This is a genomic window from Paenarthrobacter sp. A20 (genome assembly GCF_024168825.1).
GTDB lineage: Bacteria > Actinomycetota > Actinomycetes > Actinomycetales > Micrococcaceae > Arthrobacter.
In genome coordinates, this window is record NZ_JALJWH010000001.1 from 35455 (window position 1) to 59056 (window position 23602).

The window sequence follows — 23602 nt, forward strand, 5'->3', positions numbered from 1 at the left end:
GTAGGATACGCCCGGGCTGGACGAGTGTCAATGGACCAGGGCTTGACCACCCCTTGCGGCCCCGCACCACCACGGGTAAGTTATTGAAACGTCTCAAGAAAGCGTTTTCCCAGACTCTTAGGTGGAATAGACCATGACTCAGCACGCCCCGATCACGTGGATCGATGGCGAACCGCCCGCCGGACTCAGCGGCGGCACGACGTGGGGAATGCCGTTCCAACGCGGCACCGTGCACGACGCGGCTGCACTCAAGGTTCTCGACTCCAACGGCAGCGCCGTCAACGCCCAAACCTGGCCCCTTGCCACCTGGCCCGATGGCTCGCTGAAGTGGGGCGGCATTGCCCTTGGCGCAACGGAACAGCCCGCTGACACCTACTTCGTCACCCACCCGACTGAAGCGAACGACGGCGGCGCGGCAGCCGCCGTCGAACGCTCCACCGAGGTGACGGTCACCGAAGAAGAAGGGACCATCACCGTGTCCACGGGCACACTGGAGATGGTCCTGCACAGGAGTGGCGACTCCCTGTTCAGCGAACTCCGCCGCACCAATGAAGTGGTGGCAAAAGACGGCCGCCTGGTGAGCCTGCTGCAGTCGGGGCTGGCCGAGGGTACAGGTACCACCACCCGCACGGGCTTCACCGGCCACACCACCAGCGTCACCGTGGAGCAGGCTGGTCCCGTCCGCGCGGTGGTCAAGGTGGAGGGCTCGCACCGCGCCGATGACGGCACCAAGGAATGGCTCCCGTTCACCGTCCGCTTCTACTTCTACGCGGGCGCCCGCAGCGTGAGAATGATGCACTCGTTCATCTGGGACGGCGACGCCGACCAGGATTTCCTTGCCGGGCTCGGCGTCCAATTCACGGTGCCCTTGGAAAGCGAACTGCATGATCGGCATGTCCGGATCGCCGGGGCCGACGACGGATTCCTGGTGGAGGCCGTCCGCGGGCTGACCGGGCTACGGCGGGATCCCGGCGAGGAAGTACGCGCCGCGCAGATCGCCGGCCGTCCAACGCCGCCACTGGGCGAATGGAGTCCGCTGGTTTCCGAGCGCCTCCATCTCATCCCGAGCTGGAACGACTACACCCTCACGCAACTGACAGCCGACGGCTTTGACCTGCGCAAACGGACTGCTCCCGGCCACGGCTGGGTGGGGATTTCGGGTGGCACCAGGGCGGCCGGGTTCTGCTCGTTGAGCGAGGCCCGTGGCGGCTTCGGTGTTGGCATCCGGGACTTCTGGCAGTCCCACCCTGGGCAGCTGGACATCCGCGGGGCAGCCACCGATCAGGCGACGGTCACTGCCTGGCTCTACTCACCCGAAGCCCAGCCGATGGACCTCCGCTTCTATCACGACGGCCTGGGCCAGGACACGTTCGAGGACCAGCTTGAGGGCCTCGAAATCACGTACGAGGACTACGAGCCGGGCTTTGGCAACCCCACGGGCATCGCGCGCACGCACGAACTGACGCTGTTCGCCTACGACTCGACCCCCAGTACGGAGAATCTCTCCGCGGATGCCCGGGCCGCGTCCACTCCCCCGCTGCTGCAGCCCTCGCCCGAGTACCTGCACGCGGCAGGCGTCTTTGGTGACTGGGCGCCGGTGGACCGCAGCACCCCGGCGAGGGCGGAGCTGGAAGACAAGCTGGACTTCCTGTTCGACTTCTACCAGGGCCAGACCGAACAGCGCCGCTGGTACGGATTCTGGAACTACGGCGACGTCATGCACACCTACGACACCGACCGGCACGTGTGGCGCTACGACGTGGGCGGCTACGCGTGGGACAACTCTGAGCTCTCCCCCGATCTCTGGCTCTGGTACATGTACCTGCGGACAGGCCGTGCGGACGTCTTCCGCTACGCCGAGGCCATGACCCGCCACACCGGTGAGGTGGATGTCTACCACTTGGGTCCGTGGCGCGGATTGGGTTCACGGCACAACGTCCAGCACTGGGGCTGCAGCGCCAAGCAGCTGCGCATCAGCACGCCGACCTACCGGCGCTTCTATTACTACCTGACCGCGGATGAGCGCACCGGCGATCTCCTCACCGAACTGGTGGACAGCGACCAGAACTTCCTCGGCTTGGACCCCGTCCGCAAAGTCAGGCCCGACGCCGATACGTACCGTCCGGACCGCGGCGCCTTGGGCGTCGGGCTGGGTACGGACTGGGGCTCCCTGGCCGCCACGTGGCTCACCGATTGGGAGCGTACCGGCAACCCGCGCTCACGGGATCGACTCCTCGGAACCATGGCAGACATCGGCGCACTGAAGTATGGCTTCTTGACGGGCGAGGCGCTGTACGACCTGGATGCAGGAAGGTTCGACGCCGGCAGGGAAGTCATCAGCGTCTCGCACCTGAGTGCCGTGTTCGGTTTGGTGGAAATCTGCAGCGAACTGATCAGCTTGGTGCCGGACAAGGACTTCGAGGAAGCCTGGATGCAGTATTGCCGGCTCTTCCTGGCCACCCCCGAGGAGCAGGTCGCAGAGGTGGGCCAACCTTTAGCGGGCATCTACCTCACCCAGGCGCACAGCCGGCTGACGGCCTATGCCGCGGCCCGGCTGGGTTCGCCGGAACTGGCGGAGTTGGCGTGGGAGAGCTTTGCCGAGGGCGGGGAGAACCTGAACCACACCGAGGCTTTCACGCTCAAGAAGATCCTGCCGCCATACGTGCTTCAGCCGGTCGATGAAGCCCCTACCGTGTCCACCAACGACACCGCCCAGTTCGGCCTGGCCGTTATCCAGAACCTGGCCCTGGTCGGCCACCACCTGCCGGCGGCGGCCGATGCACCGCAGGAGGTCCCGGCGTCGTAAGTCCTGCCTGGGCGCGGACCTAGGAACTGCTTCGCGGATGCATGATCCGCATCTGGTCCCAGGTCCGCTCCGAGGCGGCGATGTTCTGGTTGGAACGCTCACGGTCCAGGGAGGCAAGCTCGACGGCGATCGCCTGGACCGCGGACACCGCACCTGTCAGGGACGGGAAGAAGCCGGCGCCTTCAGTGGGCACCACAATCCTGTGATCAGCATGCACCGCGACAGGCGATCCCGCGCTGTCTGTGATGGAAACGATGGGCGTGCCCAGGTTGTGCGCGATCTCGACGGCCCGCATGGTGCTGTCGTAGACCCGCCAGAGGCTGATGGCGATGACCAGGTCTTCTGCACCAAGCCGTGCAATGGCGTTGGTGAGGGCGGCGACGTCGGCGTCGAGGAGCCGGACGTTGTAACCGGCGATGATCGCGTTGTGCTCCAGCGCTTTGCCCGGGATCGCGTAACTACCCGCGGCAACGATGTAAGTCTGCCGTGCGCCCGCGATCGCCTCCGCAATATTATGAAGAGTGTGGGCGTCCAAAGTGCGCTCGAAATGCGCCAGGTTCGCCCGGTCGGTGGACACCGCCGCCTGTGCAGGACTACTGATGTGGCCGTTGTGTTCGGCCGCAACCTCCACTGCGCTCAGCGACGCAAGAAACCGTGAACGCAGCTCAAATTGGAAGTCTGCCCACCCCTTGAATCCCAGTGTTTGCGCGGTTCTGGTCACGGTCGAGGCGTTCGAGGCGGCCACTGCGGCGATGTCGCTGACCGAGCCGTAGGAGGCAAGGCGGGGCTGGGATCGGAGGATGCCGATCACTTGCATTTGGCGTGCCGCGAGCTTCCGTCCCTGGACACGACTATCCAGCCACTCGGTCAACGTTGACGAGTCGAAATCTTCTTCCACCTATTGACCTACCTCACACTTTGGCCGTAACTTCGATACATCGCTTCTGCACAGATCCGTGCATATTCCTAAAAATGTACAACTTGGCCCACTTTGGCAGGAATCACCATGTCACTCACAGCACGCCTTGATCGTCTGGCTCTCAGTCGACCACACTACAAGCTTCTCCTCATAGGAGGCCTCGGCTACTCCTTCGACGGCATGGACGGTGCCGTGGTGGCCTTCCTCCTCCCCCGTATCCAGGAACTATGGGGCCTCAGCACCGCCAGCCTCGGGCTGGTGGGCTCAGCAGCCCCGTTCGGCTTCTTCTTCGGCGCGATCCTTGCCGGTTGGATGGGCGATCGCTTTGGCCGCAAGAAGGTCATGCTGTGGGCTCTGGCCTTCTACTGCCTCATGTCGGTAGTTGCTGCCATGGCCCCCAACTTCGAAATCTTCCTGATTGCACGGATCTTTGCAGGATTGGGCGCAGGCGCAGAAAGCGTGATCATCGCCCCGTTCCTGTCGGAGTTCATTCCCCCGAAGCGCCGCGGCTGGTTCATTGGAACCCTGGCCGGATTCTTCTCCTTTGGCTTCGTGGCTGCGGCACTGATCGGCCGGTTCGTTGTTCCCCTCGGCGAGGACGGCTGGCGCTGGGCGCAGGTCATCACCGCCGTTCCCATCCTTCTCCTGCTCTGGTGGCGTCGCAGCCTGCCCGAGTCCCCACGCTTCCTCATCAGCCGGGGCCGCATCGCAGAGGCAACCGAAGTGGTGGACCGGTTTGAGCAGAGTGTAGTGAAAGCCACGGGCAAACCACTCCCGGCCCTGCCACCCGCAGCGGAAGAGATCACCAAGCACGAACAAAAGATCAGCATCTGGAACGCCCTGAAGTTCATGTGGTCCAAGGCAATGCGTCGCCGGACCGCCGTGATCTGGCTGATCTGGTTCGTGATCACGTTCTCCTACTACGGCTTCTTCTCCTGGATTCCCACCCTGCTGGTAGGACGCGGCATCACCATCACCAAGAGCTTCGAGTTCTCCATCCTCATCTACCTGGCACAGATCCCCGGCTACTTCTCCGCCGCCTGGTTGTGTGACCGGATTGACCGCAAGAACACCATCGCCCTTTACTTGGCGGGATCGGCCATCAGCGCCTTCTGGCTGAGCCAGTCCAACGATTCCGGCATGATCCTGCTGGCCGCCGCAACGTTGTCCTTCTTCCTCAACGGCACCTACGCCGGCGTCTACGCCTACACTCCGGAACTCTTCCCCACATGGATGCGTGCCACCGGTGTTGGCCTGGCCAGCGCAGTGGGTCGCATCGGCAGCATCCTTGCACCGTCCATCATCGGCATCTTCGCCGCCTCCCTCGGCTTCGGTGGCGTGTTCACCATGACCACCGTGGTGCTGACCATCGGCGTCCTGGGCGTGGTCATCTTCGGCGCCTCCACCGCTGGCAAGTCGTTGGAGAACATCAACGCCCGCGCCGAGCATGACCCGGCAGCGGCAGAAAGCAAGTAAGAGTGATGAATACAGACGCAGTTTTCCAGCAGACCTTCGAGGCCATGCAGCAGGAACCAGGAGTCATTCTGTTTACTGCACTGCAGTGGATCCCGCAGCGTTCCAGTCTCAAACGCCTCTTCACCAGCCACCCGGACGAGTATCCGGTGGGGGCCGAGAAGACAGTGGAGATCTCACCGGGCTGGCTGGGGACGGTCATCGAGGACAAGAAGCCCTTCCTGGCCGCGGACCTGACAGCACTCCGGGACGTTTTCACAGATTCAGAACTCATCCAGCAACTGGGCTGCGGCGCCGTCATCAACGTGCCGGTCCTCGACCGGGAGCACAACGTGGTGGGCGTCTTGGCGCTCCTTGATGCAGAAGGCAAGTACACGCAGCAAAGTGTGGGAATCGCCGTCGACGTCGTCAGCTCCAACGTGGCCCACCTTGTTCAGGCCTTTGAAGCCCACCCCACCGAAGTCCCTGAAGGCACCGAAGAACCAGCGAAGGACAACGTTTAAATGAGCACCGCCCCAGAAAGCACTCCCCTGGTCATCCGCAACGCCAGCGTCCTGGACGTTGAAGCGGGCACCTACTCAACTGCCGACGTCGTCAGTGTTGACGGGAAGATCAGCAGCGTCGGGCTGAATGCCGAAGCGCCTTCCGGCGCGCGGGTCATCGACGGCACTGGCAAGTTTGTCATTCCCGGCTTGATTGATGCCCACGTCCATGTGGTCGCCTCGAGCGCTGACTTTCGGTCACTGACCTACACGCCGGCGTCGTATGTCTACGCGCAGACTGCCCGCATCATGGGAGAAATGCTGCGCCGCGGTTTCACCACCGTGCGCGATCTTTCCGGAGCGGATTTTGGGCTGGCCATGGCACAGGAGGAAGGGCTGCTGGAGGGACCGAAGATTCACTTCTGCGGCCATGCCCTCAGCCAGACCGGCGGTCACGGAGACATGCGCCTGCCGGGCGAAGACCACGATCCCAATGGTCGTGGATGCTGCGGCATCGGCCGCGTGGCGGACGGCGTTGACGCGGTCCGGGCAGCCGCCCGCGACGAGATCCGCAAGGGTGCCCACCACATCAAGATCATGGCCTCCGGCGGCGTATCCTCCCCCACGGACCGCATCGACTCCACGCAGTATTCCATGGAGGAGATGCGCGCAGCGGTCGAAGAAGCCGAGGCGGCAAACCGCTACGTCGCCGCCCACGCCTACACCGCCCGGGCGATCAACCGTGCGCTGGAGGCAGGCGTCCGCTCGATTGAACACGGCAACCTCCTGGACGACCAGAGCCTGAAGCTGTTCCTCGAAAAGGACGCGTTCCTGGTCCCCACGCTTGTCACGTACTGGGCGCTGAAGGAAGAGGGCAAGGAATTCGGGCTCACGGAGGAAATGTGGGCCAAGGTGGATTCCGTCCTCACCAGCGGCCTCGAAGCGATCTCGCGTGCCCACGAGGCCGGCGTCAAAATGGCCTTCGGCTCGGACCTCCTGGGTGGCATGCACCGCCACCAGAACGAGCAGTTCAGGCTGCTCGGCAAGGTCCAGCCCGCGATTGATGCCATCCGCTCGGCAACCACGACGGCGGCCCTGCTGCTTGAGCGCGAAGGCGAACTGGGTGTGATCGCAGCTGGGGCAGACGCTGACATGCTGGTCCTCGGAGCCGACCCGGTGGCGGATATCTCCGTGCTGGCCGACATTTCCGAACACCTGGAGTTCCTCGTCCAGAATGGTCGGGTTATCGACTGACCCCAGAAAGCAACGCGGGGTCACTTACGGCCCATAAAATGCGCCCGAATGGGCCGTAAGTGACCCCGCGTTGCTGCTGTGCGCTACTTCTTCGCGCCGGTGTAAACGACGGCGGGAATCGCCGGAGCCTGCATGCCCTCACCGATGAAGAAGCTCGGGTGCGGCGGCTGGTTGTAGGCAACATTCTCCCGGGCAACGGCCGTCCGGTACACGGTGTCGTGCATCAGCGTCCGCAGCCGCACCTCCGTGGGAGCCGTGGTGGTGTAGATCCGCAATTCGCTGCTGTCCGTGGACGGCCAGGCGATCTCTTCGCGCCAGTCACCCAGGATGTCGGCCTGAATGGAAGGGTTGCCCTTGGTGGTGTTGTTGCTGCGGGCACCTTCAGCGGTCAGGAGCCGGTCGCTGGTTTCCGTTTCCCAATTCCACTTGGAGATGGTGGGTACGCCGCGGGACACTGTGGCGTCGTAGTCGTGGTCCACGATTTCGCGGAGCAGGTCTCCATCCCACCAGGCCAGGAAGTTGGCAGCTGGGATCTTCTCCGCGATCAACTCACCGTTGGCGGACATGAGCTGGCCAACGGGTGAATCCCACGCCGCGGAACCGCCGATGGCCCACCCTTCAGCTCCCGCGTACCGCGGATCAATATCGCCTGCCGCGCCTCGGCCGGTGTCCTTGATGGCAGGGATGCTCCACAGCACCTCACCGGTGGCGGCATCACGGAACGTTGCCCCGCGATTACCGCTCTGGCTCATGCTTTCGTGGACGGCGAAAGTCTCGAGTCCGGGCCTGGACGGGTCGAGGTCTCCGGTGTGGATGGCATCGCCGTGGCCGAGCTTGGTGTTGTACAGCGGCTGGCCGTTGTCATCGATGGTCATGGAGCCGAAGACGAACTCGTCCTTGCCGTCCTGGTCAACGTCAGCGACGGACAAGTTGTGGTTCCCTTGCCCCTTGTACTCATCCCCGGCGAGGTTGGAATCGAAGCTCCAGCGCTTCACGAGCTTGCCATTGACGAGGTCGTACGTGACCAGCACCGTGCGGGTGTAGTAACCGCGGCTGAACATCATGGAGGGGTGTTCGCCGTCCAGGTAGGCCACGCCGGCCAGGAAACGATCCACGCGGTTACCGTAGTTATCGCCCCAGCTGGCCACTGTTCCGCGCTCGGGCTCATACGCGACCGTGTCCATGATGGTTCCGGTGTCGCCCTTGAAGACGGTAAGGAATTCAGGGCCGGCCAGGACATAACCCGCCGAGTTGCGGAAGTCGGCGTCGGCGTTTCCAATCACGGTACCTGCCGCGTCCCGGGTGCCATCAGCTGTCTTGAGGGACACCTCGGCCTTGCCGTCGCCGTCGAAGTCGTAGGCCAGTACCTGCGTGTAATGCGCGCCGGCGCGGATGTTTCGGCCCAGGTCGATGCGCCACAGCTTGGTGCCGTCCAACTTGTAGGCGTCCACGTAAACGTTGCCCGTATATCCAGACTGGGAGTTGTCCTTGGCGTTGGACGGCGACCATGTCTGGATGACCTCGTACTTGCCGTCGCCGTCGAGGTCCGCCACCGTGGCGTCGTTGGCGGAGTAGGAGTAGGCCTTGCCGTCCGGCGTGACGCCATCGGCAGGCTTGTCCAGCTTGATGGCCAGATAGTTCTGGGTCAGCGGCTTCACGGCTTCGGTCAGCTTGTCCTGCCCCTGTCCGTTGCCAACAGTCTTGATGACATAGCTCGACTCCGCAGTGCCATTGGGGTCCACGAACATGGTGGAGTTGCGCAGGGGTTCGGGAGTGATGTTGACGCCGTCGCGCAGGACCTGGAAGCCGATGCTGTCCTTGTCCAGGCCCAGCATGCGCCAGCTCACCGTGACACCGTGATCAGTCAGGACGGCAACCGGAGCGCGGTCAAGGTTTTCCACCTGGCGTTTCAGCGCGGCTGGATCTTTCGCGGCAGGCACGACGCCGGGAAGGTTGGCTTGCGCTGCCTGCGGGACTTGGGCAGGAGCAGCCTGCGCGAGCGGGACACCGGTCAGCGCCATGGCGGCGGCGGCGAGTGAAGCAGATGCTGCGAGGGGAACCGCCTTCCACGAACGAGCGCGGGAGTTGCGGTAGGAACATTTCGAGGGGTGAGTCAAAGAACATCTCCTTTGATGCTGGGCGGCAGTGGGTCTGCCCGCCCCGGATTGGAACGTTTCACTCATGCGCCGCATTGCCAATCAAGATTGATGCGCGATGGTGGGGTGGGTGAGAAAACGCTTTCCGCCAACAAGATTTACCAGCGGTTCCACAGCATCGTCAAGGGTTTGACGGGAAATGACTGGGAGATTTCGGTGCTAAATGTTCGCAGTTGTCCGTCTCTTCACCACCGGCTTTGGCCTCGCCTGAACGCGAAAACAACCACATCGGGCCACTTTCCGGGGAGTGGGCCGTCAAAGCAGGTGGGGAAGGTGCGCCGAAGGTCAGTTGGTGGCTTACGCGCTGGACTTGCCGGGTTGGACCGTTGGAGGAAACTGAGCGTGCGCTCCGGTTACACAGAGTAATCAGCAACGTGTAATCGGTCACACTTGGCCGGATTCGCTTGTCAACCGTGGTGGGCACCATGAACCATGAATGAGGGAATTCGTTTCCCATACAAGCTGAATCAGCAATCCTCACCGACGAGGATGCGGCCCCGGGCGAAGAGGCTTGGGGCTGTTAACGGCCTGAGTGAAAGTACTGACAATGACGACACATACTGACTCCATCACGCTGAAAATCTGGGACAAGTCGGCCATCGACCACACCATCGACGCCGCCATCCAATCCCTGTCACACCGGGCAGCTGCAGAAAACTGCGGAATCGCAGTCACCCTCAGCGGACCCAAAACCTTCACCGTGAGCCTGAGCCGCTAAGCAGCTCACCGCAAACGCAAGAGGACGACGCCGGTACTTACCGGCGTCGTCCTCTTGCGTTTAAGGCGCGTCCCCCGTGGCGCTCAAACCGCTCAAGTGGTCCTGAACCCCCGTTCGTGACGCCGTCAAGGAAGTCCTGAGCAAACCTTGAGACTTCCTTGACGGTTTCCCTCCCCTGATCTTGCGTTCGCGTTGGAACTCTAAGTGAGTCAACGCTTCAAGGCACGAACGGAGGGATCACAATGCTCACGGAAATCACGGAACTCACGGCCGACACAGCCGCAACGGACACTGCTGCTGCGCCACGCGGATCCCACCGTGCGGCCGGTGGCGTGGTCACCGTACTGGTTCCGGCCCACAACGAATCGGCCGGCATCACGGAAACCCTTACCTCGTTGAACAACCAGACCCGCCGTCCGGACCGCATTATCGTCGTGGCGGACAACTGCACCGACGACACCGAGACTCTCGCGCTTGCCCAGGGCGTCGAGGTCATGCGGACCGTCGGCAACAAGGACAAGAAGGCCGGTGCACTCAACTTCGCCCTCAGCGAGCTGCTTCCCGACGCCGACCCCGAGGATCTGGTCCTGGTTCAGGATGCCGACTCGCAGCTCGCCCTGGACTTCATCGAGAATGCAACGAAGAACCTCCTGACCGACGAACTGCTCGGCGCCGTGGGCGGCGTGTTCAGCGGCGGGCCTGGCGGAGGTTTCGTCGGGCACCTGCAGCGCAACGAATACGCCCGCTACGCCAGGGACGTCAAGCGCCTCCATGGCAAGTGCCTGGTAGTGACCGGAACGGCAGCCCTGTTCCGCGTCAAAACACTCCGAGACGTGGTCGCAGCCCGGCTGGAGGGCACACTTCCTCCCGGCAACGGCAAAGGCGGCGTCTACGACACGTCAGTCCTGACCGAAGACAACGAGCTCTCCTTTGCCCTGTTGACCTTGGGCTACCGCATCGCCTCTCCGTCCAACTGCACGCTGGTTACCGAGGTGATGCCCACATGGCGTGAACTGTGGGCCCAGCGGCTCCGCTGGAAGCGCGGCGCGGTGGAGAACTGCGTGCAGTACGGGTGGACGAAGATCACCAGGCCTTACTGGGGCCGTCAGTTCCTGTCCATGATCGGCGTCATTGTGACCCTAGCCTACTTCGGCTCCATCATCTTCGCCCTGACCACCGGAATGGGACTGAACCTTCACCCGTTCTGGATCGCAGTCACCGGCATCTTCGTCCTGGAGCGCATCGTCACGGTGCGGTTCCGGGGCTGGAGGTACATGCTGCTGGCCGCCACCATGTACGAAACCGTCATCGATATCTTCCTCCAGGCTGTCCATGCAAAGGCCTACCTGGATGCAGCACTCAACCGCAAGAAAGTTTGGTAGCAGTCATGTACAACAACCCAGTAGCTCCCCTCACCGGTGTCACCGCGGCCGGAATGGGCTCAGGCACACTCGCAGCGACCGGAGCCGGAGACCTCTTCTGGTTCGCGCTGGCGGCTTTCGCCATGCTGGCCCTGGGCCTCGCCATCAAGAGGATTGTGCCGGTCCGGGCACAGAAGAACTAACAAGCCCAACATGCCCGCAGTTGTGTCGCTTTTCCCCCAGCGCGACACAACTGCGGGTTTGTTGTATCCGCGCCTACGTCACTGGTGCTGTGCTTGCCGAGGTCTTGGCCACCGTGGTGTAACCAGCCTTGGCCCCCGTGACCCGAACGCTCATGGTGTCCGCCTGATCAGCGCTCACCAGCACGTAGTTCTTAGCCGTCGCCCCGGAGATGGCCACACCGGACCTGTACCACTGGTAGGTCAGGGTGGTTCCGGAGGTCCAGGTGCCAGGGTTGGCGGTCAGCGTGGAGCCAACTGTCAACGTTCCGGTGATGGTCGGAACGGGTGCCACCAGGGTGCCAGCTACCACTGTGGCCGTTTGGGCCGATTCCTTAGTGGCTGTTGCGTAGCCGGACTTGGTTCCCGTGACCCGCACTGTCAGTTTTGTGCCTTGGTCGGCAGCCGCGAGAACGCGGGTGGACCCAGTAGCTCCGGAGATCGCCGTTCCGTTCCGGTACCACTGATAAGTCAGCGCAGTTCCCGTGGTCCAGGTTCCCGGGTTTGCTGTCAGCGTTGAACCGACGGCTGCGGTGCCTGAGACCGTAGGAGTCGGAGCCACCAGCGGGATGCCCGGAACGAAGGAGAAATCGCGAATAGTGACGGTCTCAGGGGCAACGTGTGCCGCATCCCCGCCACCGCCACCGGTCACCCAGAGGTTGAAGTGAATTTGTTCATTGGCCGGCAGCGGAACGGTGGATCCCGTCAGGACGGTCCTTTTCAGAAGGGTCCCGCTGTAGCCCTCGCCGGCGAACGTCTCGAAGGTCAGCTTGCCTGGCTCCCAGACCATCCTGTGGGTGAGAATCGGGGCGTTAGTGACATCAAACGTGACGGTGTTGTTGCCCTGGCCCGGAGGTTTCGTGGCATCGAACCAGTACCCGTGACCCTGGGTTACCGGCCAGTCTTCACCGTAGGCGGCCCCTCCGCCCCACGCTGATGCTTCACAGAGGTCGATCTCCGTGTACCCCGGCTCCGCCGCGGGGTCGTAGGTGAACAAGCAACCCCACACAACTTCTTTTTGGAGCGCACTGACGTCCTTCTCCACCGTGGTGCTGTACGTGCCGTAGCCGAACCCTTCACGGGTGGACTGGAACTCTGCGCCCTTCGGAGCGGATCCGGTGGGGTTGGAGATGGAGAGTTTGACGTAGCCGTTGGCGTCGGGATTGCTTACGTTGTTGGCATCCCAACTCGCGTTGTACATGGGTGCCCCACCCCAAAAACGCTTCTGCCAGTTGAACCCTTTCCAAGCAAAGCTGCCCACAGGCCCAGGATCCTCGGCCATGGGAGTGGTATCCGCGGCTTGCGCGGAACCAATCCCAGTGAACATCGATAAACCTACCGCCATAACGACGGCCAAACCCATTACTTTTCTTCCCCCATGTGGAAGGAGCCTCACTGACAATGCCATAGCTGTGTCCTCCTGCTGATGCGCCCAGAACGCCTTCGGCAATTGCCGAAGACCGCAGTCACGTTCCACCCCCGAGGAACGTGCAACTCCTCGATTATCAATTAGGCGGGACGCTGCCGGAAGCGAAATGAACCAGCAACATCGGCAATTCAACGTCAATTCGATAACGGCACCGCGGGGCGGAGTAACCTTGACCTGTTCGTCCGACTCACCCGAAGCACCATCACCCGGGGGCTCTCATCGCCATTCGCAGCGCAGGCATACTCCTTTACCGACAGACCTCGGCTGGGCCATTGGAATTGTGGATCGCCCACATGGGTGGGCCGTTCTGGGCTCGGAAGGACCAGCATGCCTGGTCCATACCCAAGGGTGAATTCCCCGAAGATGAGGACCCTTTGGCCGCAGCGAAACGGGAATTTACGGAGGAAATAGGTTCCCCTCCCCCACCAACAGACTACGAATTGTTGGGAGTTTTTAAGCAGCCTTCCGGCAAACTCATCACCGCTTACGCCGCCGAGGCCAGCGACTTTCAGCCGGAGCAGATCGTCAGCAACACGTTCCCTATGGAATGGCCCAAAGGTTCAGGTGTCATCAAGGATTTCCCGGAAATTGACGACGCCCGTTGGTTTGAAGTGACCGAGGCGCGGACCAAACTCGTCAAAGGGCAACTGCCCATTGTGGACGCGCTGGTCCGGCACCTTGGCGGGCAAGCCCTATAGAGCCGACCAGCCGCCGTCGGACGCCAGAATGGCGCCGTTGACATTTGTGCCGTCCTCACTGAGCAAGAACGTGATGGACGCGGCCAGCTGTGCTGCGGTGGCAGGAGTCGGAACAGTCGCCTGCATCAAGGGGCCCAGCCGTTCGGCAGCGAGCTGCGATCCCCAATTGGCCACAATGTTGGTGATGGTGGGGCCGGGGGCCACGGCGTTGAACCGCAGACCCTTGGGTCCGTACATCACAGCGGAATTCTTGGTGAGGCCAACCACGGCGTGCTTGGACGCTGTATAGGCGGCACCGGCAGCAGAACCACGCAGGCCTGCCTCGGACGCAACGTTCACCACAGATCCGGTTCCGGCTTCCAGCATGAGCGGCACCACTGCGCGGGTCAGGCGCATGAGGGAGGTGACATTGATGCGGAATACACGTTCCCAGAGCTCGTCATCCACCTCATGGATGGGGGCGAAGTTGTCCATGATGCCGGCAACGTTGGCCAGGGCGTCCACTGGTCCGGCTGCGGCAGCCAGGACAGCGGCTACGGTTTCCTCAGTGGAGATATCACCCGCCACGGGCACCAGATCGAGGCCACTGTTCTGCTCCACCAAGGCGTCCAGACGTTCCTTGCTGATATCGGCCGCGACGACCCTGCCACCTTCCTTGGCGATGCGTAGGGCAGTAGCTTGGCCGATGCCCGAAGCCGCGCCCGTGACGATGATGGTCTTGCCGGCAAAGCGGCCAAAGGTGGTGGCCTCCTGCCATGAAGCGTCGTTGCCCATGATGTCCTTCCGATGATTGTTGGGTGGTTCAACCATCTTATGACACTCTGTGTCATTATGTAAGAGTGAATACTGGAGGGATGATTTCGGAAGATGCCAAGCCCGCACGCGCCAGCGGTCGTCCAGCCACCATCGACCCCGACGCTGTGGCGGGACTCGCCTTGGACTTATTCGCCGAGCACGGGTATGAGAACACCTCCATGGAAGACATCGCCCGTGCTGCCGGCATCGGCCGCAAGAGCCTCTACCGCTATTTCGCCAGCAAGGCGGATCTCGTCTGGGGCGGCACCGAACCTGTGATCGAGGCGTCGACGCTCGCCTTCGGCTCGTTCCACAAACAGGGAAAGTCCGACGGCGATGTGCTGGCCGGGTTGCGTGAAGCAGCGATCGCCGGAGTCGCCGTGATTCCGGATCTGTCGGTAACCCGCGGGCGCCTCCGCTTGATCGCCGAGCATGCCGAACTGACCAGCCGCAGTTACGAATCTTTGGCGCCACGGCGCGAAAGGGCCTTGGGCTTCCTCATCGAGAACGGCCTTTCCGATTCCGCGGCACGCTACTTGAGTGCCGCATACCTTGCCGCAACCTTCGAGGCGTGGATGCAATGGGCCGCCGGATCAGATCCGGATCCAGTGCCCTATTTGGTGGCTGCGCTTGAGGTGTTGCGGGTTCCTGCGCTTTAGCTGCTCTTTCGGGCGATGAACTGCCGGATCCATTCGATCGTCTCGGGGTGGTCCAGGTGCAGGCCGTGCCCCGCTCCGGGTACGCGGACCAGCACCGAGCGAGGGATGTGTTCACGAAGGATCAGGGCATTGGGCAAGGGAGTGAGTCGGTCGTCCGTACCGTGAAGGATCAGTGTGGGAGCCTTGATGGATCCGAGCTCGCTCCAGGCATCGTGATCACGACTGGCCTTGAAGTGTCGTGCTTTGGCCCACGCCGAAGCCTGGGAATTGAAGAACGTGTACGTCGCTTCGGGATTGGCGCGGACCCATGCAGGGTCGAAGAAGAGCTCTTCGAGCCGGGACATGTCGCCGCTGACCAGGGCCGCCAGGGCAGCTTTGTCCGGTTGGACACTGGCGTCCGGCCACCTTCCTCCACTCGTCGCCGCCAGAACCAGGGTCCGGACTTTCTGGGGGTAGTCGATGGCCAACCACTGGCCGATTCGCCCGCCCATCGAGTGGCCGTACACATGTGCTAAATCCGCATTCGCCGCTTTGAGGACGGCAGCAGCATCTTCGGCAAGGAGTCTGGTGGTGTAGCGCTCGGCGTCGCCCTTCCCACTCCGCCCTATCCCCCGGTGATCGAAGCGGATGACGCGGTAAGAGCGGGACAGTAGTTCCGCCGTCGGGCCCCAACCGTCCATGGCCGTGGCCTGCCCGGCGATCAGCAGCAGTGGCTCGCCGTCGCCGGACTCGGTCCAGGCGAGTTCGGCGCCGTCCGGGGCTTCCGCAAAGTACACCGTGCCACAGTATCGGGGCGGCGGCCAAAGCGCTGCGGCGTGGGCCACAGAGCATCAATCCGCGGTAAAGATATCTTCTATGGCGCAGCCGAACGTCCGCGCAATAAGGAACGCCAAGGGAAGCGAAGGGTCAAACTTCTCCCGCTCTATGGAGATCACCGTCTGCCGGGAAACACCGAGCGCAGCCGCCAGGTCGGCCTGGGTCCAGTTGCGTCCGGTCCGGCGCTCGGCGAGGTTGTTCTTCACTTCAACGCCCGGTAGCGAATTACCAAGTAACGAACTCCCGCATCCAAGGCACTCAACACAACGAGGCCGAGAAGGACCGGAAGCGCATCAACCGTGAACCGCCCGATGACCAGCACCAGGACAGCAACGATCGTGGCCACCAACACGTCCAGGAAGGCTCCGGCCCCGGCTTGGCGCATCCACTGCAACTCGACACTTTGCTCGCCGTGGGCATCGCGGGCCACGGTGTGGTTGGACACGAAGACCTTGGCTCCCAGCGACATGGCCGGGTAGACAGTACAGAGAGCGCCAATCCCTGCCGCGAGCCAGAAATCGCCCGGGTTTGAGGCTCCAACCAGGACGGAAACCGCGGTGGTCAGGATGGCGCCGAGGATGATCGCCAGCACATAGTGGTGGACCGGCGCACGCCTGGATGTAAAGGAAGCTTTACTCATATCTGAAGTAAAGCACCCTTTACATTCCCAAGCAATGGTTGCCTCCGAGGGCTAGCGTTAGGGAATGACCACCGAGTACAGGTACGACGTCGAGGTGCTGCACCTGTTGGTGTCGCCGGCCCATGCTTACTTTGGCCGTGCCCGCGAAGGAGCCGCGGATGTCCCCACCACCGACGCGGAGCAGGCGGAGCTGGTGACCGGCAAAGGGATTGTTGGCGACAGGTTTTTTGGCAAGGCCGCCCACATGGATGCCGCTGTGACGGTCTTTGCCATGGAGGCCCTGGAGTCCATCGCGGCGGAACTCGGGGCTGGGCCGTTCGATCCCCTGCTGACCCGACGGAACGTGGTGGTGCGGGGAGTCGAGCTGGCTCCCCTGCTTGGCCATGAATTCGCGCTGGAGTCCGGCGGGGACGTGGTGCGATTGAAGGCAGGACGACCTGCCCACCCCTGCGCCTGGATGGACGAAATGCTGGCTCCGGGTGCCCATAAGGCGATGCGCGGGCGCGGGGGCGTGCGCTGCCAAGTGGTTTCGGGAGGCCTGCTTCATCGCGGCCCGGCGGTGCTGGTCAGCCCAGTCCCTCTTGACCCAAGCAAGGCCGGTGAAGCGAAGGTGCTCCGGCCATCGCGGTTGCCGTAGTTTCCCTCAAAGGAAAAGCCCTGCAACCCACCCAGGTTGCAGACCGGCCTTCCTCACTCCAATCAAGGTCAGGAAGCCACGCCCCCCGGCGTCAGGGCTCAAACCTCTTCAGCCGCCGGCGCTGCGAATTGGGCCTCGTACAACCGGGAGTACGCCCCACCCTCGGCCAGCAGTTCCGAGTGGGTTCCCTGCTCCACGATCTGCCCGGCTTCCATCACCAGGATGAGGTCGGCGTCGCGGATGGTGGAGAGCCGGTGCGCAATCACAAAGCTGGTCCGGTCCGAGCGCAGGGCATTCATGGCTTTCTGCACCAACACTTCGGTCCGGGTGTCCACGGAGCTGGTGGCCTCGTCCAGTATCAGTACCGACGGCCGGGACAGGAAGGCCCGGGCAATGGTGAGCAGCTGCTTCTCACCTGCGGAAACATTGCCGCCCTCATCGTCGAGCAAGGTGTCATAGCCCTCCGGCAGCGACTTCACGAAACGGTCCACGTAGGTAGCCTGTGCGGCCTCCATGATCTCCGCCTCTGAAGCCAAAGGCCGTCCGTAAGCGATGTTGTCGTGGATCGTCCCGCCGAACAGCCACGTGTCCTGCAGGACCATCCCCATCCGTGAGCGCAGTTCCTGCCGCGAGAGCGAGGAGATGTCTACGCCGTCGAGCGTTATCCGCCCTGAGTCCAAGTCGTAGAAGCGCATCATCAGGTTCACCAGGGTGGTCTTGCCCGCACCTGTGGGCCCAACAATGGCGATGCTCTGCCCCGGTTCGGCCACCAAACTGAGGTCCGTGATGAGCGGTTTGTCCGGCGAGTAGCGGAAGGACACGTTCTCGAAAACGAGCCGCCCGCGGCCCACACCCGAACCGGAAGGAGCGGGTTCAGCCGACTCTTCCTCCTCATCCAGTAGATCGAACACCCGCTCCGCCGAGGCAACTCCGGACTGCAGCATGTTCGCCATTGACCCGAGTTGGGCCAGCGGCATGGTGAACTGCCTCGAGTACTGGATGAAGGCCTGGACGTCGCCCAGCTGCATGGAGCCTGAGGCCACCTGCAGGCCACCCACCACGGCGATCCCTACATAAACCAGGTTTCCGATGAACGTCATGGCCGGCATGATCAGCCCGCTCACGAACTGCGCCCCGAAGCTGGCCTGGTACAGCTCGCCGTTCTTCGCCCGGAACTTCTCCTGGACCTCGTTCTGCCGTCCGAACACTTTCACCAGGGCGTGCCCTGTGTAGGTTTCCTCGATCTGGCCGTTGAGTTCGCCGGTGTTCTTCCACTGCGCCACGAACAGTTTCTGCGAGCGTTTGGCGATGAACAGGGTGGTACCAAGGGTCAGCGGAATGGTCACCAGTGCGATCAGCGCCAGCAGTGGCGAGAGCAGGAACATCATCACCAGCACCCCCACCACCGTCAGAAGTGAAGACACCACCTGGCTGATGGATTGCTGGAGGCTTTGCGAGATGTTGTCTACATCGTTGGTCACCCGGCTCAGCAGCTCACCGCGCTGGATGGAGTCGAAATAGCGCAGGGGCAGCCGGTGGATTTTCGCTTCGATCCGCTCGCGGAGGCGGTAGACGGTCCGCTGCACGACGCCGTTGAGCACGTACGCCTGCATCCAACCGAACGCTGAGGCCAGGACATAAAGCGCCAGCGCCCACAGCAGCACCGAGGCCAGCGCACCAAAGTCGATTCCGACGCCGGGAGTCAGGGTCATGGCGCCCAGCATGTCCGCTTTGCTGTCATCACCGGAGGCGCGCAGCCCTGCGATGACGTCGGCTTTGGAGACCCCCGCGGGCAGCTGTTTGGACACGACGCCGGCGAAGATCAGGTTGGTGCCTTCCCCCAACAAGCGTGGGCCAATCACGGACAATGCCACGCTGACCACGGCGAACACCAGCACCAAGGTAAGCCAGAACCGCTCCGGACGAAGCGTTCCCAGCAAACGCCGGGCAGAGGGACCAAAGTTGGACGCCTTCTCCGCCGGAATATTCATCCCGGCGAACGGTCCTCCGCGGCCTGGTCCCATCGCTGGCCGCTGGGGACCGCGCGGGCCGGCTGATACGGCGCTCATGCGGCCTCCTCCGCAGCGAGCTGGGAGGACACGATTTCCCTATACGTCCCGGACGTCTCCAACAACTCCTCATGCGTTCCGCGCCCAACGATCCTGCCGTCGTCGAGCACCAGGATCTGGTCCGCGTCGGCGATGCTTGAGACCCGCTGGGCGACGATGACCAGGGTGGCTCCGTTGGTATGGCGCTTGAGGGCTTGCCGGAGCCTGGCGTCGGTGGCGGTGTCCAAGGAGGAGAAGGAGTCGTCAAAGATGTAGAGCTCCGGCTGCTTCACCAAGGCGCGGGCAATTGCAAGCCGCTGCCGCTGCCCGCCGGAAACGTTGGTGCCACCTTGCGAGATTGAGGCGTCCAGGCCGCCTTCCATTTCCTCAACAAAGTCCCGGGCCTGGGCCACGGAAAGTGCCTGCCAGAGTTCGTCGTCGGTGGCGTCGGGTTTGCCGTACTGGAGATTGCTGCGGACCGTGCCCGAGAACAGGTAGGGCCGCTGCGGCACCAGGCCGATGTGCCCCCACAACAGTTCCGGGTGCAGCTCCCGAACGTCCACGCCGTCCATCCGAACTGACCCGGACGTGGCGTCGAACAGCCGCGGCATGAGGTTCACCAAAGTGGTCTTGCCGGCTCCCGTGCTGCCGATGATCGCTGTGGTCCGGCCAGCGATGGCCGTGAAGGAAACCCCGCTCAACACAGGCTGTTCGGCACCCGGGTAGGCGAATCCGACGTCGCGCATTTCCAGTTCGCCGCGGCGGATGCCGCCGGTGACAGGGTTCGACGGCGGCTGGACACTTGAGTCGGTCTCCAGCACCTCGCCGATCCGGTCGGCAGAAACGGACGCACGAGGGATCATCACGGCCATGAACGTTGCCATCATGACCGACATGAGGATTTGCATGAGGTAACTCAGGAAAGCGATCAGGGTTCCCACCTGCATGGAGCCGTCCTCGATCCGGAACGAACCGAACCAGATCACCGCCACGCTGGACACGTTCATCACCAACATGACCACAGGGAACATGAGCGCCATCAAACGTCCGGCCCGCAGCGCAACGTCCGTGACGTCGTCGTTCGCTTTCGCGAACCGGGCGGCCTCCATGTCCTCCCGGACGAAGGCACGTACCACGCGGATGCCGGTGAGCTGCTCGCGAAGGACCCGGTTCACGGCGTCGATCCGGACCTGCATCTTGCGGAACAGCGGCACCATCCGGGTCACAATCAACCCAACAGCCACCAACAGCACCGGCACGCACACCGCGATCAGCCAGGACAATTGGGCGTCCTGCCGCACGGCCATGATCACGCCGCCGATACTCAGCATGGGTGCAGCGACCATGAGGGTGCAGGACATGAGGACCAGCTGCTGCACCTGCTGGACATCGTTGGTGGAGCGCGTGATCAGTGATGGCGCTCCAAACCTGGTGACCTCCTGCTCCGAGAACTCCCCCACCCGGCTGAAGATCGCGTCACGGAGATCCCGGCCCATCCCCATTGCGGCCTTCGCACCGAAATAGACCGCAACCACTGCGCACGCGATCTGCAGGAGGGTGATCAGCAGCATGAGGCCGCCCATGCGCAGGATGTAGTCCGTGTCCCCGGTGGCCACGCCGTGATCGATGATGTCGGCGTTCAGCGTCGGCAGGTACAGCGACGCGATGGATTGCGCCAACTGGAAGACGACGACGGCGATCAGCAGCCGCTGATGCGGCCGCAGGAAACGAACAAGTACCTTCCACAGCATGCGGACTCCGAGCCAAAGCGTTGTGAACCGAAGGCCAGTTTACGTCTGGTTGCTGCGGGCAACTAGAGGGAGATGAGGGGTAATGCCAGTGACTCCCCCTCTTGGCTGCGGACCCAGGCCGGGATAGCCCAGAGCAAGGCGCGACGCCGGGACAGGTCGCCTTGGCCTGGCTGCTGGCGCGGAAGCCCTGGCTCGTGCCGGCGTCGCAGCAGGACAGTAGGCTGGAAACGTTCGTGTTGAACCGCATCGAAGGGACTTGAGTTTTGGCTTACATCACCGTCGGAAACGAAAACAGCACTGAGATCGAGCTCTACTACGAGGACCACGGAACAGGCCAGGCGGTAGTCCTGATCCACGGCTACCCGTTGGATGGTTCATCCTGGGAGAAGCAGACCGCTGCCCTGCTCGACGCAGGCTACCGCGTGATCACCTACGACCGCCGCGGATTCGGCAAGTCCAGCCAGCCCACGGAGGGCTACGACTATGACACCTTCGCAGCCGATCTGAAGTCCGTCCTGGACACCCTGGACCTGAACGACGCCGTGCTGGTGGGCTTCTCCATGGGCACCGGCGAAGTTGCGCGCTACATCAGCACCTACGGCTCGGCCCGCGTTGCCAAGGCAGTCTTCCTCGGCTCGCTGGAACCGTTCCTCTTGAAGACCGATGACAACCCGGACGGGGTGCCGCAGGACGTGTTCGACGGCCTTGCCTCGGCAGTCAAGGCAGACCGGTACGCCTTCTTCACCGATTTCTTCAAGAACTTCTATAACAGCGACACCTTCCTGGGCACGGAACGCCTCAGCCAGGAAGCCGTGGACGCCAGCTGGAATCTCGCCAGCAAGTCCGGCGCGTTCGCATCGGTTGCCGCCCAGCCAACGTGGCTCACGGACTTCCGGGCCGACATCCCCAAGATCGACGTCCCGGCCTTGATCGTCCACGGCACGGCTGACAATATCCTGCCCATCGACGTCACCGGCCGGCGTTTCAAGGATGCACTGCCCAGTGCCGAATACTTGGAAATCGAGGGCGCGCCGCACGGCCTGCTCTGGACGCACGGCGCCGAGATCAACGACGCCCTGTTGGGCTTCCTCAAGAAGTAGCCGCTCCACCCTGATGGGCCCGACGCACGGTTGTTACGGCGTCGGGCCTGTCACTTCTTGAGCCGCAGCTTCCGCGCCATTCCGCCGTTCTGCAAGTAGTCCTGCTCCGTAGCATCGGCGGCGTTGCGTTCCATGGCGTGCAGCAGTCCGAAGGTGAAGGCACTGTTGCCGACATCCGACGCCGTGCCCAGCCTCAGCAGTTCAGCCCGGGCCATCACACTGTCCTGGTGCTCGCCCAGGATCGACTGGACCTTGTGGGCAGCCTCGCCCAACCGGGCGGCCCTCTTTCCATGAACTCTCTCCGCGGCCTCGGCGGCAAAGCGCAGCTTCTTGGCGGCTTTCCGTACTTCATGAAACGCCGTCTCGCGTTGGGGCCCGACGGCGGCACCCACCGCAGCGTTGTGGCGTTTGCCCAGCCGTTTGGCGGCTTTGTTGACGAGCTTCGCCGTGGTCTTTGTGGCCTTCCTCGTTGCCTTGCGTGTCAGCGGCGGGGCGTCGAGGAGGTCTTCCAACTCGTCCAGCAGCCGGAAATAGCGGGGGCTGTTCAACCGGTTCTTGACGGCCGACATAGCAGTGTCCGCCCTGACTGCCATGCGCTGATCGAGTTCATCGTGCAGTGGGCCGAGGACCAGCGTTCCGGGCAATTCATCAAGATCGTTCCTGAGGCGTTCGTGCAGGACTTCGGTGTCCCGGTACCGGCCCAGGGTCTTGGCCAATGATTTCAATCCGGTCTGGAGGTTCGCGGCTGCCCCCGCGTCGAAAAGCTTGCGGTACGTGTGCAGCACGGACCGGATGCGGCGGATTATTGATCGCATCTGATGAACTGAGTCGTCCCGGCCCAACCTCACATGGGCATCCTGCAGGAGCAGCTCGGCCACTTGTGTTGCGAGGTATTCGAGGACAGGAACCACAGCTGTGCTCTTGCCGCCCGGCGTTTCCCGGCCTGATCCGTTGGCCGCGGGCCAGGATTCACCCAACGCAGTGGCAAGCTTGGACGTCCGCTTGCTGGGCATGGCGCCTGCGTCTGAGAGCTGTCCGGCCAAGGTCTCCAGCACGGCGTCGTCGACGTTTCCGTCGTGGGCGGCCAGCTCGACTTCCCACTCACGCCACGCCAGCTGCCGGGGCTCACCGATGGCAACGTGGGCACGGACGTGGTCGTCCACGAATTCGGCTACTCGTTCGCCAGCGCTGCCATACAGGGCATAACTTGTTCGCTCGGTACTGAGGGTGGCAATTGCCGCCACGGCATGCCCGCGGGTGTAGGCGAGCACGCGGTCCATGATCTCCACGGGGACGGTCTCGGCACTGCCCAAGGGTGCATGGATCTCGGTCCGCTTACCGGGGCCGAGGGGTACTTTGAGGTGCCAGCCGGCATCCAGGCCGCCAGTCCGGCGTCGGAGAGTAATTCCGCGGGCAGCGAGGGACAAGAGGCGCGTATCAAAGTAGATGGCTTCCAGGCTGTGACGTGCCGGGTCACCCACCTTTCCGATGCCGCTGATCTTCTCCAGTGCAGGCAACGGAGTGGACTCCTCGGCGTCGAATTTCCGCTCGGCTTCCACGCTGCTGGACGTTCCCATTGCTGTCAGGACTCCCTTCCGGGTAAGGCGGAGGGCCGGCCCGT

Annotated in this window: 21 protein-coding genes; 11 read left to right on the forward strand and 10 right to left on the reverse strand. The window is 63.0% G+C overall.

Annotated elements, in window-relative coordinates; translation table 11 throughout:
- The first annotated feature begins 133 nt into the window (after nt 1–133).
- Nucleotides 134–2806 carry a Tat pathway signal sequence domain protein gene (locus tag J3D46_RS00165; protein WP_253464405.1) on the forward strand — a complete coding sequence of 891 codons (2673 nt, stop codon included), beginning with the start codon at nt 134–136 and terminating at the stop codon, nt 2804–2806.
- A gap of 19 nt (nt 2807–2825) precedes the next feature.
- Here J3D46_RS00165 and J3D46_RS00170 read toward each other — a convergent pair whose 3' ends face one another.
- Entirely contained in the window at nt 2826–3704 is an 879-nt protein-coding gene (locus tag J3D46_RS00170; protein ID WP_159705853.1) for a MurR/RpiR family transcriptional regulator, read from the reverse strand.
- Nucleotides 3705–3812: 108 nt separating this feature from the next.
- Between J3D46_RS00170 and J3D46_RS00175 the strand changes: the two genes are divergently transcribed.
- Genes J3D46_RS00175 through J3D46_RS00185 form a run of 3 tightly spaced genes read left to right on the forward strand, consistent with a single transcriptional unit; the run spans nt 3813 to nt 6934 of the window.
- Nucleotides 3813–5201, forward strand: coding sequence for an MFS transporter (locus J3D46_RS00175; RefSeq protein ID WP_231341972.1), 1389 nt, complete (start codon nt 3813–3815; stop codon nt 5199–5201).
- Nucleotides 5202–5206: 5 nt separating this feature from the next.
- On the forward strand, nt 5207–5701 hold the full coding sequence (locus tag J3D46_RS00180; protein WP_253464409.1) for a GAF domain-containing protein: 495 nt from the start codon (nt 5207–5209) through the stop codon (nt 5699–5701).
- Nucleotides 5702–6934 carry an amidohydrolase family protein gene (locus J3D46_RS00185; protein ID WP_253464412.1) on the forward strand — a complete coding sequence of 411 codons (1233 nt, stop codon included), beginning with the start codon at nt 5702–5704 and terminating at the stop codon, nt 6932–6934. It begins immediately after the preceding gene.
- A gap of 83 nt (nt 6935–7017) precedes the next feature.
- Here J3D46_RS00185 and J3D46_RS00190 read toward each other — a convergent pair whose 3' ends face one another.
- Complete coding sequence (locus J3D46_RS00190) at nt 7018–9051, reverse strand: rhamnogalacturonan lyase (RefSeq protein ID WP_253464415.1); 2034 nt, start codon at nt 9049–9051, stop codon at nt 7018–7020.
- Nucleotides 9052–9637: 586 nt separating this feature from the next.
- Here J3D46_RS00190 and J3D46_RS00195 point away from each other — a divergent pair.
- The 3 genes from J3D46_RS00195 (at nt 9638) to J3D46_RS00205 (ending at nt 11372) form a co-directional block, all read left to right on the forward strand.
- Nucleotides 9638–9808 (forward strand): hypothetical protein, encoded by a 171-nt coding sequence (locus J3D46_RS00195; protein ID WP_018778796.1) that lies wholly within the window; start codon nt 9638–9640, stop codon nt 9806–9808.
- Nucleotides 9809–10050: 242 nt separating this feature from the next.
- Nucleotides 10051–11190 (forward strand): glycosyltransferase family 2 protein, encoded by a 1140-nt coding sequence (locus tag J3D46_RS00200; RefSeq protein WP_231342972.1) that lies wholly within the window; start codon nt 10051–10053, stop codon nt 11188–11190.
- Between the two features lie 5 nt (nt 11191–11195).
- Entirely contained in the window at nt 11196–11372 is a 177-nt protein-coding gene (locus J3D46_RS00205) for a hypothetical protein (protein WP_200846855.1), read from the forward strand.
- A gap of 73 nt (nt 11373–11445) precedes the next feature.
- On the opposite strand, the gene J3D46_RS00210 is transcribed toward J3D46_RS00205, so the two are convergent.
- Nucleotides 11446–12735, reverse strand: coding sequence for a hypothetical protein (locus tag J3D46_RS00210; protein ID WP_253464417.1), 1290 nt, complete (start codon nt 12733–12735; stop codon nt 11446–11448).
- Nucleotides 12736–13055: 320 nt separating this feature from the next.
- Here J3D46_RS00210 and J3D46_RS00215 point away from each other — a divergent pair, with 320 nt between their 5' ends.
- Complete coding sequence (locus J3D46_RS00215) at nt 13056–13535, forward strand: NUDIX domain-containing protein (RefSeq protein WP_253469106.1); 480 nt, start codon at nt 13056–13058, stop codon at nt 13533–13535.
- Here J3D46_RS00215 and J3D46_RS00220 read toward each other — a convergent pair.
- Nucleotides 13530–14309, reverse strand: a complete 780-nt coding sequence (locus J3D46_RS00220; RefSeq protein ID WP_253469108.1) for an SDR family NAD(P)-dependent oxidoreductase — start codon at nt 14307–14309, stop codon at nt 13530–13532. The two genes, J3D46_RS00215 and J3D46_RS00220, sit on opposite strands and share 6 nt — an antisense overlap.
- Before the next feature lie 80 nt (nt 14310–14389).
- Between J3D46_RS00220 and J3D46_RS00225 the strand changes: the two genes are divergently transcribed.
- Nucleotides 14390–14989, forward strand: a complete 600-nt coding sequence (locus J3D46_RS00225; RefSeq protein WP_253464419.1) for a TetR family transcriptional regulator — start codon at nt 14390–14392, stop codon at nt 14987–14989.
- Here J3D46_RS00225 and J3D46_RS00230 read toward each other — a convergent pair.
- From J3D46_RS00230 to J3D46_RS00240, 3 genes are read right to left on the reverse strand one after another with little or no spacing between them, the layout of a single operon-like run.
- On the reverse strand, nt 14986–15765 hold the full coding sequence (locus J3D46_RS00230) for an alpha/beta fold hydrolase (protein WP_253464422.1): 780 nt from the start codon (nt 15763–15765) through the stop codon (nt 14986–14988). The two genes, J3D46_RS00225 and J3D46_RS00230, sit on opposite strands and share 4 nt — an antisense overlap.
- A 54-nt stretch (nt 15766–15819) precedes the next feature.
- Complete coding sequence (locus J3D46_RS00235) at nt 15820–16011, reverse strand: helix-turn-helix transcriptional regulator (protein WP_231342967.1); 192 nt, start codon at nt 16009–16011, stop codon at nt 15820–15822.
- Nucleotides 16008–16445 (reverse strand): hypothetical protein, encoded by a 438-nt coding sequence (locus J3D46_RS00240; RefSeq protein ID WP_253464424.1) that lies wholly within the window; start codon nt 16443–16445, stop codon nt 16008–16010. The genes J3D46_RS00235 and J3D46_RS00240 overlap by 4 nt, the downstream gene beginning before the upstream one ends.
- Before the next feature lie 64 nt (nt 16446–16509).
- On the opposite strand from J3D46_RS00240, the gene J3D46_RS00245 reads away from it, so the two are divergent.
- Entirely contained in the window at nt 16510–17082 is a 573-nt protein-coding gene (locus J3D46_RS00245) for an MOSC domain-containing protein (protein ID WP_253464427.1), read from the forward strand.
- 98 nt (nt 17083–17180) lie between these two features.
- On the opposite strand, the gene J3D46_RS00250 is transcribed toward J3D46_RS00245, so the two are convergent.
- A complete protein-coding gene (locus tag J3D46_RS00250) occupies nt 17181–19151 on the reverse strand; it encodes an ABC transporter ATP-binding protein (RefSeq protein WP_305884635.1) in 1971 nt (656 codons plus the stop codon).
- A complete protein-coding gene (locus J3D46_RS00255; RefSeq protein ID WP_253464430.1) occupies nt 19148–20881 on the reverse strand; it encodes an ABC transporter ATP-binding protein in 1734 nt (577 codons plus the stop codon). Before J3D46_RS00255 ends, J3D46_RS00250 begins: the two co-directional genes overlap by 4 nt.
- 263 nt (nt 20882–21144) lie before the next feature.
- Between J3D46_RS00255 and J3D46_RS00260 the strand changes: the two genes are divergently transcribed.
- Entirely contained in the window at nt 21145–21981 is an 837-nt protein-coding gene (locus J3D46_RS00260; protein ID WP_253464433.1) for an alpha/beta fold hydrolase, read from the forward strand.
- Nucleotides 21982–22031: 50 nt separating this feature from the next.
- Here J3D46_RS00260 and J3D46_RS00265 read toward each other — a convergent pair whose 3' ends face one another.
- Complete coding sequence (locus J3D46_RS00265; RefSeq protein WP_253464435.1) at nt 22032–23558, reverse strand: CYTH and CHAD domain-containing protein; 1527 nt, start codon at nt 23556–23558, stop codon at nt 22032–22034.
- Between the last annotated feature and the right edge of the window lie 44 nt (nt 23559–23602).